This is a genomic window from Acinetobacter sp. 12966, from assembly GCF_031196995.1.
Lineage (GTDB): Bacteria > Pseudomonadota > Gammaproteobacteria > Pseudomonadales > Moraxellaceae > Acinetobacter > Acinetobacter geminorum.
Window position 1 is genome coordinate 155,077 of the sequence record NZ_JAVIMC010000089.1, and the last position, 14,753, is coordinate 169,829.

Annotated in this window: 19 protein-coding genes and 1 tRNA gene; 16 read left to right on the forward strand and 4 right to left on the reverse strand. The window is 37.1% G+C overall.

The features are described from left to right. Nucleotides 1–93 precede the first annotated feature (93 nt). The 12 genes from RFW85_RS13230 to RFW85_RS13285 all read left to right on the forward strand — a co-directional run bounded on the left by RFW85_RS13230 (nucleotide 94) and on the right by RFW85_RS13285 (nucleotide 9,481). The gene (locus tag RFW85_RS13230; protein ID WP_086265445.1) at nucleotides 94–549 is read left to right on the forward strand and encodes a thioesterase family protein; all 456 of its coding nucleotides are present in this window, start codon (nucleotides 94–96) and stop codon (nucleotides 547–549) included. A 17-nt stretch (nucleotides 550–566) separates the two neighbouring features. Beyond that, entirely contained in the window at nucleotides 567–1,115 is a 549-nt protein-coding gene (locus RFW85_RS13235; RefSeq protein ID WP_170249571.1) for a GNAT family N-acetyltransferase, read from the forward strand. A 183-nt stretch (nucleotides 1,116–1,298) separates the two neighbouring features. Further along, a complete protein-coding gene (gene lepA, locus RFW85_RS13240) occupies nucleotides 1,299–3,116 on the forward strand; it encodes a translation elongation factor 4 (RefSeq protein WP_002118606.1) in 1,818 nt (605 codons plus the stop codon). Nucleotides 3,117–3,191: 75 nt separating this feature from the next. After that, nucleotides 3,192–4,019 (forward strand): signal peptidase I, encoded by an 828-nt coding sequence (lepB, locus tag RFW85_RS13245; protein WP_130173523.1) that lies wholly within the window; start codon nucleotides 3,192–3,194, stop codon nucleotides 4,017–4,019. A 24-nt stretch (nucleotides 4,020–4,043) separates the two neighbouring features. Then, complete coding sequence (locus tag RFW85_RS13250) at nucleotides 4,044–4,418, forward strand: DUF4845 domain-containing protein (RefSeq protein WP_005067828.1); 375 nt, start codon at nucleotides 4,044–4,046, stop codon at nucleotides 4,416–4,418. After that, a complete protein-coding gene (gene rnc, locus RFW85_RS13255) occupies nucleotides 4,390–5,082 on the forward strand; it encodes a ribonuclease III (RefSeq protein ID WP_005067830.1) in 693 nt (230 codons plus the stop codon). Before RFW85_RS13250 ends, rnc begins: the two co-directional genes overlap by 29 nt. Nucleotides 5,083–5,093: 11 nt before the next feature. Beyond that, on the forward strand, nucleotides 5,094–6,116 hold the full coding sequence (era, locus tag RFW85_RS13260) for a GTPase Era (RefSeq protein WP_079381034.1): 1,023 nt from the start codon (nucleotides 5,094–5,096) through the stop codon (nucleotides 6,114–6,116). Nucleotides 6,117–6,133: 17 nt separating this feature from the next. Further along, complete coding sequence (locus tag RFW85_RS13265) at nucleotides 6,134–6,337, forward strand: NF038104 family lipoprotein (protein ID WP_005067833.1); 204 nt, start codon at nucleotides 6,134–6,136, stop codon at nucleotides 6,335–6,337. Between the two features lie 9 nt (nucleotides 6,338–6,346). After that, on the forward strand, nucleotides 6,347–7,060 hold the full coding sequence (locus RFW85_RS13270) for a DNA repair protein RecO (RefSeq protein ID WP_016146115.1): 714 nt from the start codon (nucleotides 6,347–6,349) through the stop codon (nucleotides 7,058–7,060). Between the two features lie 13 nt (nucleotides 7,061–7,073). Then, nucleotides 7,074–7,799, forward strand: a complete 726-nt coding sequence (gene pdxJ, locus RFW85_RS13275) for a pyridoxine 5'-phosphate synthase (protein WP_170249572.1) — start codon at nucleotides 7,074–7,076, stop codon at nucleotides 7,797–7,799. A 6-nt stretch (nucleotides 7,800–7,805) separates the two neighbouring features. Then, nucleotides 7,806–8,450, forward strand: coding sequence for a tRNA-(ms[2]io[6]A)-hydroxylase (locus tag RFW85_RS13280; RefSeq protein ID WP_170249573.1), 645 nt, complete (start codon nucleotides 7,806–7,808; stop codon nucleotides 8,448–8,450). Nucleotides 8,451–8,722: 272 nt separating this feature from the next. Beyond that, a complete protein-coding gene (locus RFW85_RS13285; protein WP_170249574.1) occupies nucleotides 8,723–9,481 on the forward strand; it encodes an SDR family oxidoreductase in 759 nt (252 codons plus the stop codon). 164 nt (nucleotides 9,482–9,645) lie between these two features. Here RFW85_RS13285 and RFW85_RS13290 read toward each other — a convergent pair. After that, nucleotides 9,646–9,721: transfer RNA gene (locus RFW85_RS13290), tRNA-Asn, on the reverse strand. A gap of 46 nt (nucleotides 9,722–9,767) precedes the next feature. On the opposite strand from RFW85_RS13290, the gene RFW85_RS13295 reads away from it, so the two are divergent. Then, nucleotides 9,768–9,914 carry a hypothetical protein gene (locus tag RFW85_RS13295; protein ID WP_170249580.1) on the forward strand — a complete coding sequence of 49 codons (147 nt, stop codon included), beginning with the start codon at nucleotides 9,768–9,770 and terminating at the stop codon, nucleotides 9,912–9,914. A gap of 41 nt (nucleotides 9,915–9,955) precedes the next feature. Continuing rightward, on the forward strand, nucleotides 9,956–10,387 hold the full coding sequence (locus RFW85_RS13300; RefSeq protein WP_017399262.1) for a hypothetical protein: 432 nt from the start codon (nucleotides 9,956–9,958) through the stop codon (nucleotides 10,385–10,387). 15 nt (nucleotides 10,388–10,402) lie between these two features. On the opposite strand, the gene RFW85_RS13305 is transcribed toward RFW85_RS13300, so the two are convergent. Further along, nucleotides 10,403–10,840 (reverse strand): PaaI family thioesterase, encoded by a 438-nt coding sequence (locus RFW85_RS13305; RefSeq protein ID WP_068565491.1) that lies wholly within the window; start codon nucleotides 10,838–10,840, stop codon nucleotides 10,403–10,405. 187 nt (nucleotides 10,841–11,027) lie between these two features. Here RFW85_RS13305 and RFW85_RS13310 point away from each other — a divergent pair, with 187 nt between their 5' ends. Continuing rightward, nucleotides 11,028–11,438, forward strand: a complete 411-nt coding sequence (locus RFW85_RS13310; RefSeq protein ID WP_170249575.1) for a GFA family protein — start codon at nucleotides 11,028–11,030, stop codon at nucleotides 11,436–11,438. A 52-nt stretch (nucleotides 11,439–11,490) separates the two neighbouring features. Here RFW85_RS13310 and RFW85_RS13315 read toward each other — a convergent pair whose 3' ends face one another. After that, on the reverse strand, nucleotides 11,491–12,726 hold the full coding sequence (locus RFW85_RS13315) for a pyridoxal phosphate-dependent aminotransferase (RefSeq protein WP_019457670.1): 1,236 nt from the start codon (nucleotides 12,724–12,726) through the stop codon (nucleotides 11,491–11,493). Nucleotides 12,727–12,934: 208 nt separating this feature from the next. Between RFW85_RS13315 and RFW85_RS13320 the strand changes: the two genes are divergently transcribed. Beyond that, a complete protein-coding gene (locus RFW85_RS13320) occupies nucleotides 12,935–13,114 on the forward strand; it encodes a hypothetical protein (protein WP_002118942.1) in 180 nt (59 codons plus the stop codon). Nucleotides 13,115–13,144: 30 nt separating this feature from the next. Here RFW85_RS13320 and RFW85_RS13325 read toward each other — a convergent pair whose 3' ends face one another. Continuing rightward, on the reverse strand, nucleotides 13,145–14,584 hold the full coding sequence (locus RFW85_RS13325) for a sensor domain-containing diguanylate cyclase (RefSeq protein ID WP_170249576.1): 1,440 nt from the start codon (nucleotides 14,582–14,584) through the stop codon (nucleotides 13,145–13,147). Nucleotides 14,585–14,753 lie beyond the last annotated feature (169 nt).

Consider the following 14,753-nt stretch of genomic DNA (forward strand, 5'->3'; position numbering starts at 1 on the left):
AAATGGGTGGTTTTTGTTATTTATCTTGAGCGTTTAGCGATATCTACCTACACTTATTTCAGTTTTAAGGTTAATAAATAAGAGTGTTCATTTGTGAGTAGTATTTTTGATTTACATATTCAGGTACAGCCACATCACATTGATGCGTTGGGACATGTAAATAATGTGATGTATGTTCAATGGATGCAAGATGTAGCTGCTGCCCATGTTGAAACTTTGGGAGTAGGGGTAACTAAGTATCTTGAGTTAAAACATGCAATGGTCGCGGTTGAGCATCATGTGCAATATCGTAAAGCTGCATTTGAAGGCGAACAAATCGTATTACGTACATGGTTAGATGACATTAATGCACTTTATTCGTTCCGCCAGTATGTGTTTTTTCGTCCATCAGATCAGGCCGTATTATTTGTTGGGAATACCAAATGGGCATGTATTGAAATTGCTACTGGACGTCCAAAACGAATGTCGCCAACTTTTACCCATGCATACAAGCCGCTTGACTCAAGCATAAATCCTTACGATTTTACCGTTTCGTATGATCGCAAGTAAAAAAGAGAGGCTGGAATTTGGAGTATTTATTTTCTATAGAAACAGATCGATTAATCTTAAGTGACCTTACAGAAACTGATAAAAATTTTATCTTTGAATTATTTTCAAATTCAAGCGTACTCGAATTTTATGATTTAGAAGCCTTTACTTTATTGGAAGAAGCTGAGGCTTTAATTGAAAAAATGCATAAAAAATGGAATCAACAGCTAGGTTTTAGGCATGCTATTTGTCTTAAAAAAGATGGAACTATGTTGGGAACATGTGGTGTAAATACTATCAAACAAATTGGTGATGATTTTGCGGTTGTTATTGGTTATGAGCTTCATCCTAATGCATGGGGTAAGGGATATATGCAAGAGGCTCTTGTAGGGCTCATCCAGTATTTGAAACAAGGCAGATTATTCCAAAAACAAATAAAATATGTTTGGGCTGAAATATTTGAACAGAACATTAGATCTCAACAAGTCGTGCAGAAACTCGGATTTGAATTGATTGGGGATATAGCTAATGAAACTGGCAATAATTTATCTGCAAGCTTACTTAAGTTCGAGTTAAAACTGTTCTGATTTAAAGACTCTTCAAAGATAAATAGTTTGTTATATTGAGAAGTTTAAAAAGCTTTTTTAAAAGAAAGAATTTATATCTTTTTCATATCGGCAATCTGTTATAATGTCACGCAATTTATTTAACCGCTTTGGCTGTGTATTAAAGCAAGCTACATAGCACTCTATATTTTCTCAAGGTAACCCATGGCGCAAGCTAAAAAATCCGTCGATATCAAAAATATACGAAATTTCTCGATTATTGCCCACATTGACCATGGTAAGTCTACATTGGCTGACCGTTTTATTCAGATGTGTGGCGGTCTACAAGATCGTGAAATGCAAGCCCAAGTCTTAGACTCAATGGAGCTTGAGCGTGAACGTGGGATTACCATTAAAGCCGCTTCTGTCACGCTGTACTACACCCATCCAAATGGTCAGGAATACCAACTTAACTTTATTGATACGCCTGGGCACGTTGACTTCTCCTATGAAGTTTCTCGTTCATTAGCTGCGTGTGAAGGTGCACTATTGGTTGTAGATGCAGCACAAGGTGTTGAAGCTCAATCAGTTGCAAACTGTTATACAGCAATTGAACAAGGTCTAGAAGTTCTTCCTATTCTAAATAAAATTGATTTACCACAGGCTGAACCTGAACGTGTAATTCATGAAATTGAAGAAATTATCGGGATTGAAGCGACAGATGCACCAACCTGTTCAGCAAAAACTGGTTTAGGTGTTGAAGGTGTACTCGAGCGTTTAGTCGATGTTATTCCGGCGCCAGAAGGTGATCGTGAAGCACCATTACAAGCATTAATTATCGACTCATGGTTTGATAACTACTTAGGCGTAGTTTCTCTTGTTCGTATTAAACAAGGTCGTATCCGCAAGGGCGACAAAATGTTGGTTAAATCGACAGGACAAACTCATCCGGTCACGTCTGTAGGTGTATTTAATCCTAAGCATACTGAAACAGATATTCTTGAAGCTGGTGAAGTAGGTTTTGTTATTGCTGGTATTAAAGATATTTTTGGTGCGCCAGTAGGTGACACAATTACTCTTGCTTCTACACCAGACGTTGCAACTTTACCAGGTTTCAAAAAGGTTAAACCACAAGTATATGCTGGTCTTTTCCCGATTGATGCCAGTGACTTTGAACCATTCCGTGAAGCATTACAAAAATTACAGATTAATGATTCGGCTTTATTCTTTGAACCAGAAAGTTCAGATGCTTTAGGCTTTGGTTTCCGTTGTGGCTTCTTAGGCATGCTACATATGGAAATTGTACAAGAGCGTTTAGAACGTGAGTACGATCTTGATCTCATCAGTTCTGCACCTACTGTAATTTATGAAGCATTAACCAAGAAAGGCGAAACGATTTACATCGATAGTCCATCAAAAATGCCAGATGGATCGACTGTAGAAGATTTACGTGAACCAATTGCGGAGTGTCATATCCTTGTTCCTCAAGAATATTTAGGGAACGTAATGACACTATGTATCGAACGTCGTGGTGTACAAAAAGATATGAAATTCTTGGGTAACCAAGTTTCTATTACATTTGAAATCCCGATGGCTGAAGTCGTTATGGATTTCTTTGACAGATTAAAGTCATGCTCTCGTGGCTTTGCATCTTTAGACTATAACTTTGTACGTTTTGAAAGTTCAGCTTTAGTTAAGGTTGATGTGTTAATTAATAGCGAAAAGGTTGATGCCTTGGCTATGATTTGTCACCGTAATGATGCACGCCATCGTGGTATTGCATTGGTTGAGAAAATGAAAGACTTAATTCCTCGCCAAATGTTCGATGTTGCTATTCAGGCAGCAATTGGTGCGCAAATTATTGCCCGTTCTACCGTAAAAGCGATGCGTAAAAACGTATTGGCAAAATGTTATGGTGGTGACGTTTCGCGTAAGAAAAAACTACTTTCTAAACAAAAAGAAGGTAAGAAACGTATGAAACAAGTGGGAAGTGTTGAAATTCCACAAGAAGCGTTCTTGGCTGTATTGAAAGTAGAAAGATAAGAAATGAGGGTGGGGGAAGTGAACAATTTCCTTTCCCCACTGTAATACAAGCAGCGAGGCTGCGAGTGAGGTCATGTGGATTTTGATTTTAATTTAATTCTTGTTCCAGTTACGCTGATTCTATTTGCAGTGTGGTTGTTAGATAAACTTGTATTAAAACAGCGTGCAAATAAAGGACGCGGGAACGAAAATTTTGTCATTACATGGGCCTATGACTTTTGGCCGGTTTTAGCTGTAGTACTTATACTCCGTTCATTTCTTTATGAACCATTTAATATTCCATCGGACTCTATGGTGCCAACTTTAGAAACTGGTGATTTTATTCTGGTGAATAAATTTGATTATGGTGTACGTTTACCTATCGTTAATAAGAAAATTATTGACGTAGGTGAACCGAAGCGTGGTGATGTAATTGTATTCCGTTATCCACCTCAACCGACTATTAGCTATATTAAACGTGTAATCGGTTTACCTGGCGATCATATTGTTTATGACCATGGGCAATTAATTATTAATGGGCAAAAAGTACCGAAAGTATTAACACAGTTCAGTCGTGAAAAAGATGTGATGGATACGCCAACGTCTATTTATCATAAAGAGACGATTGGTGAGCATACCTTTACGATGCGTGAGCTTGAAGGCGTAAATGTGGCGCGCCAAGCACCGTTTATCAACTATGTTGAAAATGGTAAATATGCGAACCAAGACGGTTTATATTGGGAAGTGACTGTACCAAAAGGACATTACTTTGCAATGGGGGATAACCGCGATCAAAGTGCAGACAGTCGTTTCTGGGGGTTCGTTCCTGAAGAAAACTTAACAGGACGAGCATTCTACGTGTGGATGCATAAAGAACCGGGTTTACACCTTCCTAACTTTAGCCGAAATGGAAAAATAGATTAAAAACAACCATTAGGAAAAAAAGAAATGCGTAAGGCACAACAGGGTACTTCGTATTTAGCAATTTTATTTGGGGTGGTTATATTTGCGATTGCAGTAAAAGCTGTACTTGCAGTTTGGCCAGCATATTGGGATGATCGGCTGATTAATAATCAGATAGAAGAGCTTTTACAAGAAAGCTCTTCTGAGATCACACCACAAAAGTTTGTAACACAAATGGATCAGCGACTCGAAATGAACAATATTCGTGATCTCCACTTTAAAGAGATCGCTCAAGTGTTTAATCAGTCAGGTCTAACGGTCAAAAAGAAATATGAAGTAAGAAAACCTTTCTTATTCAATATTGATTTAGTTTTAACATTTGAGAAGAGTTTTGATAAAACATCAGTTCAAACTAAGTGATCCTCGCTTACTGAGTCGAATCGGATATCAATTTAAGCAGCTTGAATTGTTACAGTTAGCTTTGACTCATCGTTCGGTGAGTCACAAATACAATTACGAGCGCTTAGAGTTTCTCGGCGATTCATTATTAGGCATGATAATCGCTAATTATCTATATCATGCCTATCCAAATGAAAATGAAGGTCGTCTCACGCGTATGCGTGCGACCTTAGTTCGTCAAGAAGCATTAGGTAAGATTGCAACAGATTTGCAACTTAGTCGGTGTTTAATATTAAGTACAGGCGAGTTGAAATCTGGTGGTCATCATCGTGAGTCAATATTAGCAGATACGGTAGAAGCGATTATTGGTGCAATTTATCTTGATAGTGGTGATCTCAACTTACTTAAAGATATTGTGCTAAAATGGTACATACCCTATTTAGACCATATAGAACCTACGGATCAACTCAAAGATCCGAAATCACGTTTACAAGAGTATCTACAAGCACGTAAAAAACCTCTCCCTGTTTACGAGGTTGTAGATATTCAGGGTGATGCACCTCATCAGCACTTTAAAGTGGAATGTGTGGTAGATGGTTTACCGAAGATTTATGGTGAGGGTTCAAGTCGTCGTTTTGCCGAGCAGGCAGCAGCGGCGGAAATTTTAAAGTTATTGGAGCAATAACCTGCATGTCGATGCATTCTGATCAAATCAATCCAGATTCAAATGAAAACCAAGATCCTAATAATCTGATTGATCAATTTTTTAGTTCCAAAGGCGTAACAATCCCTTCGGATTTTAAGAGCGGATTTGTGGCGATTGTGGGACGTCCAAATGTGGGTAAATCTACCCTCATGAACCATTTATTGGGTCAAAAGCTCTCTATTACTTCGCGTAAACCTCAAACAACACGTCATAAAATTATTGGTATTGATTCGCGCGAAAAGATGCAGGCGGTATATGTAGATACCCCAGGTATGCATAAAAAAGAAGTGCGTGCTATTAATAAAATGATGAACCGTGCTGCTCATTCTGCATTACGTGACGTTAACTTAGTTTTATTCGTTATTGATGCTTATAAGTGGACTCAAAACGACGATTTAGTGCTTGAAAAACTCAAGAACGCTGAAATGCCAGTTATTTTGGTCATTAATAAGGCGGACACTTTTGAAGATAAAAGAGAGATTCTTCCTCTCATTCAAGAACGTGCCAAACTTATGAATTTTGCTGAGATTGTTCCTGTTTCTGCTTTGCGTGGTGCAAACTTAGAACACTTGAGTGAAACGATTGAGAAGTACCTTCCTTACCAACCACCATTGTATTCATTTGATCAGATTACTGACCGCTCTGAACGCTTCTTGGCAAGTGAAATTATTCGTGAAAAAATCATGCGTCAGTTGGGTGAAGAGCTTCCTTATGATTTAACAGTACAAATTGAATCTTTTAAAACGGAAGAAGCAACTGTTAATGAAAAAACTGGTCGTTTAAAACCAGCTTGTACCTATATCGATGCAACGATTTTTGTAGACCGCGCTGGTCAAAAAGCCATTGTGATCGGTGAAAAAGGTGCCAAGCTTAAAACGATTGGTATGGATGCTCGTAAAGACATGGAAAAAATGTTTGAGCAAAAAATTATGCTCACACTTTGGGTAAAAGTGAAGGGTGGCTGGTCTGATGATGAGCGTGCTCTAAAAAGCTTAGGGTATAGTGATATCTAAAGGATAAGGATGCTGGTATGAAAACAATTACATCGTTAATTGCTATAGTTGGATGTACATTGATGTTACAAGGTTGTGTATATAAGCTTGTAACCGTACCAGTAGGTATCGCCTATAAAACTACTAAAGGTGTAGTTAAAGGTACAGCAGCTGTTGTAGGTGCTGTTATTCCTGATGGTGATGATGAGGATGACAAAAAAGAAAAAGAATCTGAGGAATAGATTCTTTTTATGATGCGCAATGAAGTCCTCCATGGATATATGATTCATCACCGTAAGTACCGTGAAAAAAGTCATATTGTGCATCTTTTTACTCAGGAATATGGGCGAGTCGATGGCATCTTAAGGCAGACTCCCCCCCCTCAATATCAGCCTATTCGGCTACAAGCCACGGGTAAAAGTGAACTCAAAAATTTTACTAAGCTGGAAATATTAAATCAGCCTGTTTTCTTTTTTGGTGATGCTTTTTTTGCTGGTTTTTATCTAAATGAAATTGTTCTTAGACTTTGCCCATTAGAAGAGGCAATGCCGCAATCTTTTGAGCAATATCAATTAACTTTGCTTCAATTACAGCAATTATCTTCCCATGAAAATCCTGATCTTTTTCTGAGACAGATTTTGCGTCAGTTCGAACATGTTTTACTTCCTGAGTTGGGTTATGCGATTGATTTCTCAATTGATACTCAACAACAGCCAATACAGGCTCACCAGTTTTATCAATTTCAGGTGACTGAAGGTTTTGCGCCCGTTGTTCAGGCAAGCCGTTCCTCATTGTCAGGTAAAGCAATTTTATCTATGTTGGATTATGAGCAAGGTCAGGATTTTTCTCACGAACAATTGCAATTATTAGGTAAACTATACCGTCAAATGATTACATCGCTTTTAGGAGATCGTCCCCTAAAAAGTCGACAATTGTGGATTCAAAATACTCAAACTCAATCGTAATTAGGATTTATTTATGGCTGCATTGCTTGGTGTAAACATAGACCATGTTGCTACTTTGAGACAGGCGCGCGGTACTACTTATCCAGACCCTGTAGAAGCTGCTCTTATTTGTGAACAAGCTGGTGCAGAGGGGATTACTTTGCATTTGCGTGAAGACCGTCGCCATATTCAAGATGATGACGTACGCCGTATGCGTCCATTATTAAAAACCCGTATGAACCTAGAGTTGGCTGTTACTGATGAAATGGTTGAGTTTGCGAAAGAAATTCAGCCTCAGCACGTGTGTTTTGTGCCAGAAAGACGCCAAGAAGTAACAACTGAAGGTGGTTTGGATGTAGTGGGTAACTTTGAAAAAGTTAAAGCTGCAACTCAAACTTTAGCGGCTATTGGTTGCGATGTATCATTATTTATTGATGCTGATTTAGCTCAAATTGATGCAGCAGTTGCGTGTGGCGCACCTACGATTGAGTTGCACACGGGTGCATATGCAGATGCGGAAACAGAGCAGGATCAACAAGCTGAGTTGGCGCGTATTATCAAAGGCGTTGAATATGCAGCTTCAAAAGGTTTGGTTGTAAATGCTGGTCATGGCCTTAACCTTAAAAATATTGCACCAATTGCAGCTATTCCACAAATTCATGAATTAAACATTGGTCATTCAATTATTGCTGAAAGTATTTTTGTAGGTCTGGTTCAAGCTGTTAAAGATATGAAAACCGCGATTAAGGCCGCAGGATAGTTGGTTATGTCGAGTATCAATTACGATGATTTAATGCAACCTGTGATCGCCTTTTTAGGTTGTCAAACACCAAAAGCATGGTTGGATGAAGCAATCAATAATTTAGATATCTTGATGCAAGATCATGCTAATTGTGAAAAGAAAGCAGCTAGTACAGCAATGAACTTAATGTTCCGTTATAGCTTCTTTCCTGACTTACAAATAAAACTTGCTCAGCTTGTACGAGAAGAAATGCTTCACTATGAACAAGTGCTTGAGCTTATGGCTAAGCGTGGTCAAGAGTGGACTGGTTTAAGTGCCGGACGTTATGCAGGTGGATTACGTAAAGAGATTCGTACGTATGAACCTGAAGCTTTAATTGATGTGCTGGTGATTGGTGCATTCGTAGAGGCTCGTTCATGTGAGCGTTTTTATGCACTTGCTCCGCGTGTAGATGATGAGTTAGGACGTTATTATCGATACTTGCTTAAGTCAGAGTCTCGTCATTTTGAAGACTATCTCGCCCTTGCGCTTGATGTGGCAAAAACTGCAAAAATGAAAGATCCTAAAGAGGATATTCAGCAGCGAATTGATCATATCCGTGAAGTTGAAAAGAATCTGATTTTAACGCCAGATAATACTTTCCGTTTTCATAGTGGTATCCCTGCTTAGTCTTGGATGTCTCAAACAAAAAAGTTTACCTTTCACGGTAAACTTTTTTATTAGGTGAACATTATCTCTTAGACAGTAAGCATGCTCTGCTTTTAGTTTTTTAATACATATAATTATTTAATAAATATATTTTTTATAGATTTTAATTTCTCTTAAAATTTTTAAAAAACTTTTATTTTTTTAGGCTAATAATAAATATTGTGTAAATATAAAGGCTGATATGTTCATCATGAGTTCAACTGAAATAGTTGATCATTTCTAAGGATATAAGAATGTTAGCATTAGTTACAGGCGCATCGGCAGGTTTTGGTTATAGCATTTCAAAAAAGCTGCTTGAGCTAGGATATAAAGTTATTGGCTGTGGAAGACGAGCAGAAAAACTAGAAGAACTAAAACAAGAACTTGGAGAGAAATTCTACCCATTAGTATTTGACATGACGGATACGGCAGAAAATATAAATAAGGCATTGCTTGATTTGCCAGCCGAATTTCAAATCGGTCAAATTGATTTATTGGTGAATAATGCTGGATTGGCATTGGGATTGGAACCAGCAGATAAAGCAGAATTAGATGATTGGTATACGATGATTGATACCAATGTAAAAGGGCTTGTTACGATTACCCGACTAATTTTACCAAGTATGGTAAAGAAAAAATCAGGTTTAATCATTAATATGGGCTCTATTGCAGGTACATACCCATACCCAGGGGGCAATGTGTATGGAGCAACCAAAGCATTTGTGGAGCAATTTAGTCTAAATCTTCGTGCTGATTTGGCCGGTACTGGTGTGCGCGTAACTAATATTGAACCAGGGTTGTGTGGAGGTACTGAATTTTCGCTTGTGCGTTTTAAAGGTGATGAGGATAAAGTAAACAGCCTATATGATAAAAAGAATCCACTCTTGCCTGAAGATATTGCAAATACGGTAGCTTGGATTGCTTCACAACCTCCACACATTAATATTAATCGTATTGAAATGATGCCGACCACCCAATCTTTTAATCCTTTAAAAGTGGTTGAAGTCGAATAATAACTTGAGAATAGATTCTTTAGAGTTAAATTGGACCCTTAAACCTAACAAAGACTCTAATAAAAAATTAAATCCTCTATCTGCTGATAGAGGATTTTTTTATAGTTATTGATAAATTTATGGCAAAAAAAAGCCCGCTTTAATGCTGCGGGCTTTTTAGTATTTGGCTCTCCCACCTGGGCTCGAACCAGGGACCTGCGGATTAACAGTCCGTCGCTCTACCGACTGAGCTATGGGAGAATCTGCATGCGATTATAAGGAGATTTTGAGAAGGGTCAAGTCTAAATTGCCATGTTTACTTCATTTTTGTGTCGTATGCTTTTTATTTGATCAGTTGAGTGATGAGTTAAGAAATTACTTGCACTTTAAAAAATCAATTGCTAGATTCAAAAAAGAACAAGCGTTTGGAGAAATCCAAACAGTGTGGATTTAAACCAACTTGCCAGCACTAAAATGGCTAAATCGGAGATAAGTATGAAAACGCTTACGATCGCTTCTATTTTTTCTAATTTTGATTTCTATCAACACAATTATCTGAATATCTTAAATCAATCAGAATCTTATTACACACCCGTAGAAAGTGCATGGATTAATACTTATCCTTTCAAAAAGCAGAATTTGTATTTAGGCGATTTATTGCAGCTTTGGTTTAGCTCTAAATGGAATGTGCATAATTCACTTAAGATTTTAAAAAGCTCGAAACTACTAAACTCCTCTGAATCTTTATATATTTTCCAATTAGAAGGTGAGTTATTGCTGGGTAAAAATAAAGTTTTAGCTTGGTCTGTAGAGCATCAAGAAATTATAGAGCTCCAACTTAAAAATATTTGGGCGCCGTATGTGATTGCACAAACTTGTAAACGTCCAGATAATTCAGGTGATTCAATAAAAAAGGCAGCGGTTTAAGGCTGCCTTTAATCATTATGGGCGAATAATCATGCAGGTTGCTGTTGCATAGGCATACAGTTTGCCTTCCTCATCAATGATCTTTCCTTCAGAAATACCTAAATTTTTACTTAAATTAATAACTTTGCCTGTTGCAATTAAAGCCTGATTTTGGGGAATAGGGCGGCACATTTTTACGTTAAGGTCGATTGTGCCGTAACCTACACCCGCAGGTAACATCGTATGTACTGCACAGCCAGTCACTGAATCTAGGACTGTAGCAGCAAAACCGCCATGTACTCCACCGAGTGGATTTAGATGGTTTTGATCTGCTTGGGCTTTAAAAGTAACAGATCCTTCCGAAATTTCAGTAGGTTGCATAGGTATGGTTTTACTAATACTTGCAGGTGGAATATGGCCTTCTATCATAGCTTGTAAAAATTCTAGACCAGTCATTTCCATCGGATTTTTCATTTTTTGAGTCCTTAAATCAATAAAGTTCTAAAATGGAACTTGATGTTAAGTTAGGCGTTAAAACTTCTATTGTCAAGTTAACAAATACAAGAAATATGGGCCACTTTATAGTTTATAAACTTGTAAATTTTGGTTGAGCAGAATATTTTATAACTCTAAAAATATAAATTTAGTATGGAAAATAATAATGAATGGTCAATGTTTGTGTGGAGAAACAACTTTTGAAGTTGAATTAAAAAATCATGATGTACATGTTTGTCATTGTTCAATGTGTCGTCGACAAACGAGTGGTGTCATTATGACGATTGATGTTGTCAAAGGTAGTCTTAAGTTTAATCAGCAAAAACATCTGAGTATCTTTAACTCTTCTGAATGGGGTGAAAGAGGTTTTTGTAATGCTTGTGGAACAACAATTTTTTGGAGAACAAAAGATCAAAGTTACTGCAATATCAATGCATTTTCTTTAGATGAACCAGTAAAAGACTTGAAGCTGGATATAGAAATTTTTATTGATTCAAAGCCTGATTTTTATAATTTTCAAAATGATACAAAGAAATTGACCGAGGCTGAGGTTGCCGCTTTATTTAACTTAGAATAATTTTAATTATAAAAAAAGGCCTCAACTTTGAGGCCTTTTTTATATTTTTAAATTATTTGGCAGCTTTTTCAGCTTCGATTGATGCAATCGCAGCATCAACACCTTCGATTGATTCAGCAGCTTTTTTGATACGTGCTAATGCATCAACAAGTACTTCGTCCGCAGTTGCATATGAAATACGCATAAAACCGCCTAAACCAAATGCATCACCAGGAACAACTGCTACGCCAGTTTCTTCAAGTAACCATTCAGAAAATTCTGTGCAAGACTTTAAGCCTTTTGCACGAATAAGAGGACGAATGTTTGCATAAGCGTAGAATGCGCCATCAGCAGGTAAGCAAGAGATCCCCTTGATGTCGTTTAAGCCGTTTACAACTAAGTCATGACGACGTTTAAACGCTTCAATCATTGGTTCTAAAACATCTTGTGGACCATTCAATGCAGCTTCAGCAGCAACTTGTGAAATAGAAGTTGGGTTAGAAGTTGACTGTGATTGGATCTTTTTCATTGCACCAATGATTTTTGCTGGACCGGCTGCATAGCCAATACGCCAACCTGTCATTGCATATGCTTTAGAAACACCGTTTAAAACAATTGTGCGGTCATATAAATCTGGAGCAACAGTTGCGATATTGTAGAACTCGTCTTCCCAACGAATCGGTTCATACATATCGTCAGATGCAACAAATACTTGTGGATGACGACGTAAAACTTCAGCTAAAGCTTCTAATTCAGCTTTGCTATAAATCATGCCTGTTGGGTTAGATGGGCTGTTTAATACTACTAAACGAGTGTTAGGTGTAATAGCAGCTTCTAATTGTTCAGGAGTGATTTTGAAGCGTTGATCTTCACCACATTTCACAATGACTGGAGTACCTTCAGCAATAATGACCATATCTGGATAGCTTACCCAGAAAGGTGCTGGAATGATAACTTCATCGCCTTTGTTTAATAGAGCAAGTGCCAAGTTAAAGAAACTTTGCTTACCACCACATGAAACCAAAATCTGGTTTGCTTGATAATCAAGATTATTATCACGCTTCAATTTAGCAATAATTGCTTTTTTTAACCCAGGAGTACCATCTACAGCCGTATATTTGGTGAAACCATTATTAATCGCTTCAATTGCAGCATCTTTGATGTGTTGAGGGGTATCAAAATCTGGCTCGCCAGCACCTAAACCAATCACGTTCTTGCCAGCAGCTTTAAGTTCAGCAGCTTTGTTAGTTACAGCAAGTGTAGGGGACGGTTTGATAGCATTGACACGATCAGAAAGACGTACGTCCACGGCAATATTCCTCTTATGGGATTAAAAAATAAAAAGCATACTATCTTATCGCAAAAATTAAGCAATTTGCGGATACGGGTATGTTTAGATGTAAAAAAGTTTAATTTAAGAAGGTTCTTGTTGCTGTTTTACTCAATTGAAGCTTTTTTGAAAAGAAATGATAAAAATCATTTATAATAGACCGCAATCGAAATTTCGAGAATGAATCATGACTGAGCAACAGCCAAAACAGAAAAAGGCTTTGGTGAAATTGCCATTTCCAATGCCGAATGAAAGTAATCAAGCAGATGATGCGGTCCACAATCAAGTGCGTCCAAAACCAGAGCAATACGCGGATAGAACATGGATGCCTCCACGTGGTACCCGTCGTTCTATGGGAAAACGCTAATTTTGAAAAACAGGCAATATGCCTGTTTTTTTATTGATTAAATAAAATTTCTTGATAATAACTTTTTTTCTTTTGATACATGTGATGGTCTGCTCGTTTTAGCATGTCCTCAATTTGTTCATTTGTTTGAGTGGTTGCATGTCCAATCGCAATACTAACTGGATGGCTTGAATAATATTGATTGTCGATATTAAAAAGCTCTTGAATCGTTTGAAGCATAATTTGAACGTTCGCTTCATCTGCACCTGGCATTAAGATCACGAACTCATCACCACCGATTCTAGATGCGGTATACGCTGTATTCGAAATAGCCTGACTTAAAATATTTCCAACACGGCGTAATAAACCATCTCCAATATCATGCCCAAACTGGTCATTTGTTTCTTTTAGACCATTCATATCTAAAAAAATTGAAGAAACAGGACGAATAATACTTCGGTTTAAACGATTTAGTTCCTCTGTAAAAAAAGCACGGTTATATAGTTTGGTCAGGACGTCGTGTTGCCCTAAATATTCAAGGTAGTTTTCCGCTTTTTTTCGTGCAGTAATATCTGTTAGTGCAACTTGTACCAGCCCCCAAGTATCTTCATATCCGGGAAAAACGGTAAATTGAAGCAACACATTTCTTATTTGGCCATCTAAAGCGTAGTTAACAGCCTCACGTTTATGATGGATATTCCCTTGCCACAATTCGATGAGTTGCTCCCGAAAGGTCTCAATCATTTCTTCAGCAAAAATCTTATGTGTATTTCTTAAAAGTGTGGATTTATCAGGAGCTTTAAACAAATCCATTGTGGCCTGATTAACATCTAAAATTAAAATATCTTCTATACATTGGCGCACAAATTCAGGATGAACATCTAGAAAAGTTCTGAAATCTTCAATTCCTAATAGCCTAAGTTGATCAATTCTATTTTTTATACGGCTGAAATCCTCAACCCACAACGAAGTAGGCGAGTAGATAAACATAGACTCAGCTAAGCGACGATTTTTTTCTTCCTGACGCAGTGCATTTTGATAAGGGGTAATATCTTCTGTAGTAATTAATACACGTTCAAAGGTAGATTCAGAACCAGGTAAAATGGAACCTCTTAACTGAACATCAATACGTTTGCCTGATAAGGTGTAATTCACAGTAGTGCTTGAAAAATGGGTTTTACCATTCCATAACTCTTCAAGCTCATAAATATGTGATTCGAACATTTCCTTTTTAAAAATAAGATTCAAATTCGAATATAGTTCTTCGTGTGTTGTTGCTTCAAAAAGTTCTAAAGTTTTTTGATTAACGCGAATAATTTTAATTTTATGAGCACATTCGATAACTAAATGTTTATTTTGATTTAAAAATTCGTGGAGGTTTTCAATACCTTGATTTCTCCATAAATTAAACTGTTGTTTAACTTCACTGAAATCCTCAATCCACATTGGTATGGGGCTAAGGTCAAAAATCGAAGAATCTAAAGTTTCCATATGTTTCTTTAAGTATTCAGTTTGCCTTAAAGTATAATGAGAAAAATTAAGATTTGGGAGGATAAAGAGTTAAATATATTAGAATAATTAAAAATAAAAGGATTAAATGTAAGTAAAAATAAAATAGTGAGAAAGCAGAGATTATCTGCTTAGCTCATAAATTTATAAG

Coding starts and splice junctions, on each gene's coding strand:
- lepA (WP_002118606.1), top strand. CDS start 1,299: ATGGCGCAAGCTAAAAAATCCGTCGATATCAAAAATATACGAAATTTC.
- RFW85_RS13250 (WP_005067828.1), top strand. CDS start 4,044: ATGCGTAAGGCACAACAGGGTACTTCGTATTTAGCAATTTTATTTGGG.
- era (WP_079381034.1), top strand. CDS start 5,094: ATGCATTCTGATCAAATCAATCCAGATTCAAATGAAAACCAAGATCCT.
- RFW85_RS13265 (WP_005067833.1), top strand. CDS start 6,134: ATGAAAACAATTACATCGTTAATTGCTATAGTTGGATGTACATTGATG.
- RFW85_RS13270 (WP_016146115.1), top strand. CDS start 6,347: ATGATGCGCAATGAAGTCCTCCATGGATATATGATTCATCACCGTAAG.
- pdxJ (WP_170249572.1), top strand. CDS start 7,074: ATGGCTGCATTGCTTGGTGTAAACATAGACCATGTTGCTACTTTGAGA.
- RFW85_RS13280 (WP_170249573.1), top strand. CDS start 7,806: ATGTCGAGTATCAATTACGATGATTTAATGCAACCTGTGATCGCCTTT.
- RFW85_RS13285 (WP_170249574.1), top strand. CDS start 8,723: ATGTTAGCATTAGTTACAGGCGCATCGGCAGGTTTTGGTTATAGCATT.
- RFW85_RS13300 (WP_017399262.1), top strand. CDS start 9,956: ATGAAAACGCTTACGATCGCTTCTATTTTTTCTAATTTTGATTTCTAT.
- RFW85_RS13305 (WP_068565491.1), bottom strand. CDS start 10,840: ATGAAAAATCCGATGGAAATGACTGGTCTAGAATTTTTACAAGCTATG.
- RFW85_RS13310 (WP_170249575.1), top strand. CDS start 11,028: ATGAATGGTCAATGTTTGTGTGGAGAAACAACTTTTGAAGTTGAATTA.
- RFW85_RS13320 (WP_002118942.1), top strand. CDS start 12,935: ATGACTGAGCAACAGCCAAAACAGAAAAAGGCTTTGGTGAAATTGCCA.
- RFW85_RS13325 (WP_170249576.1), bottom strand. CDS start 14,584: ATGGAAACTTTAGATTCTTCGATTTTTGACCTTAGCCCCATACCAATG.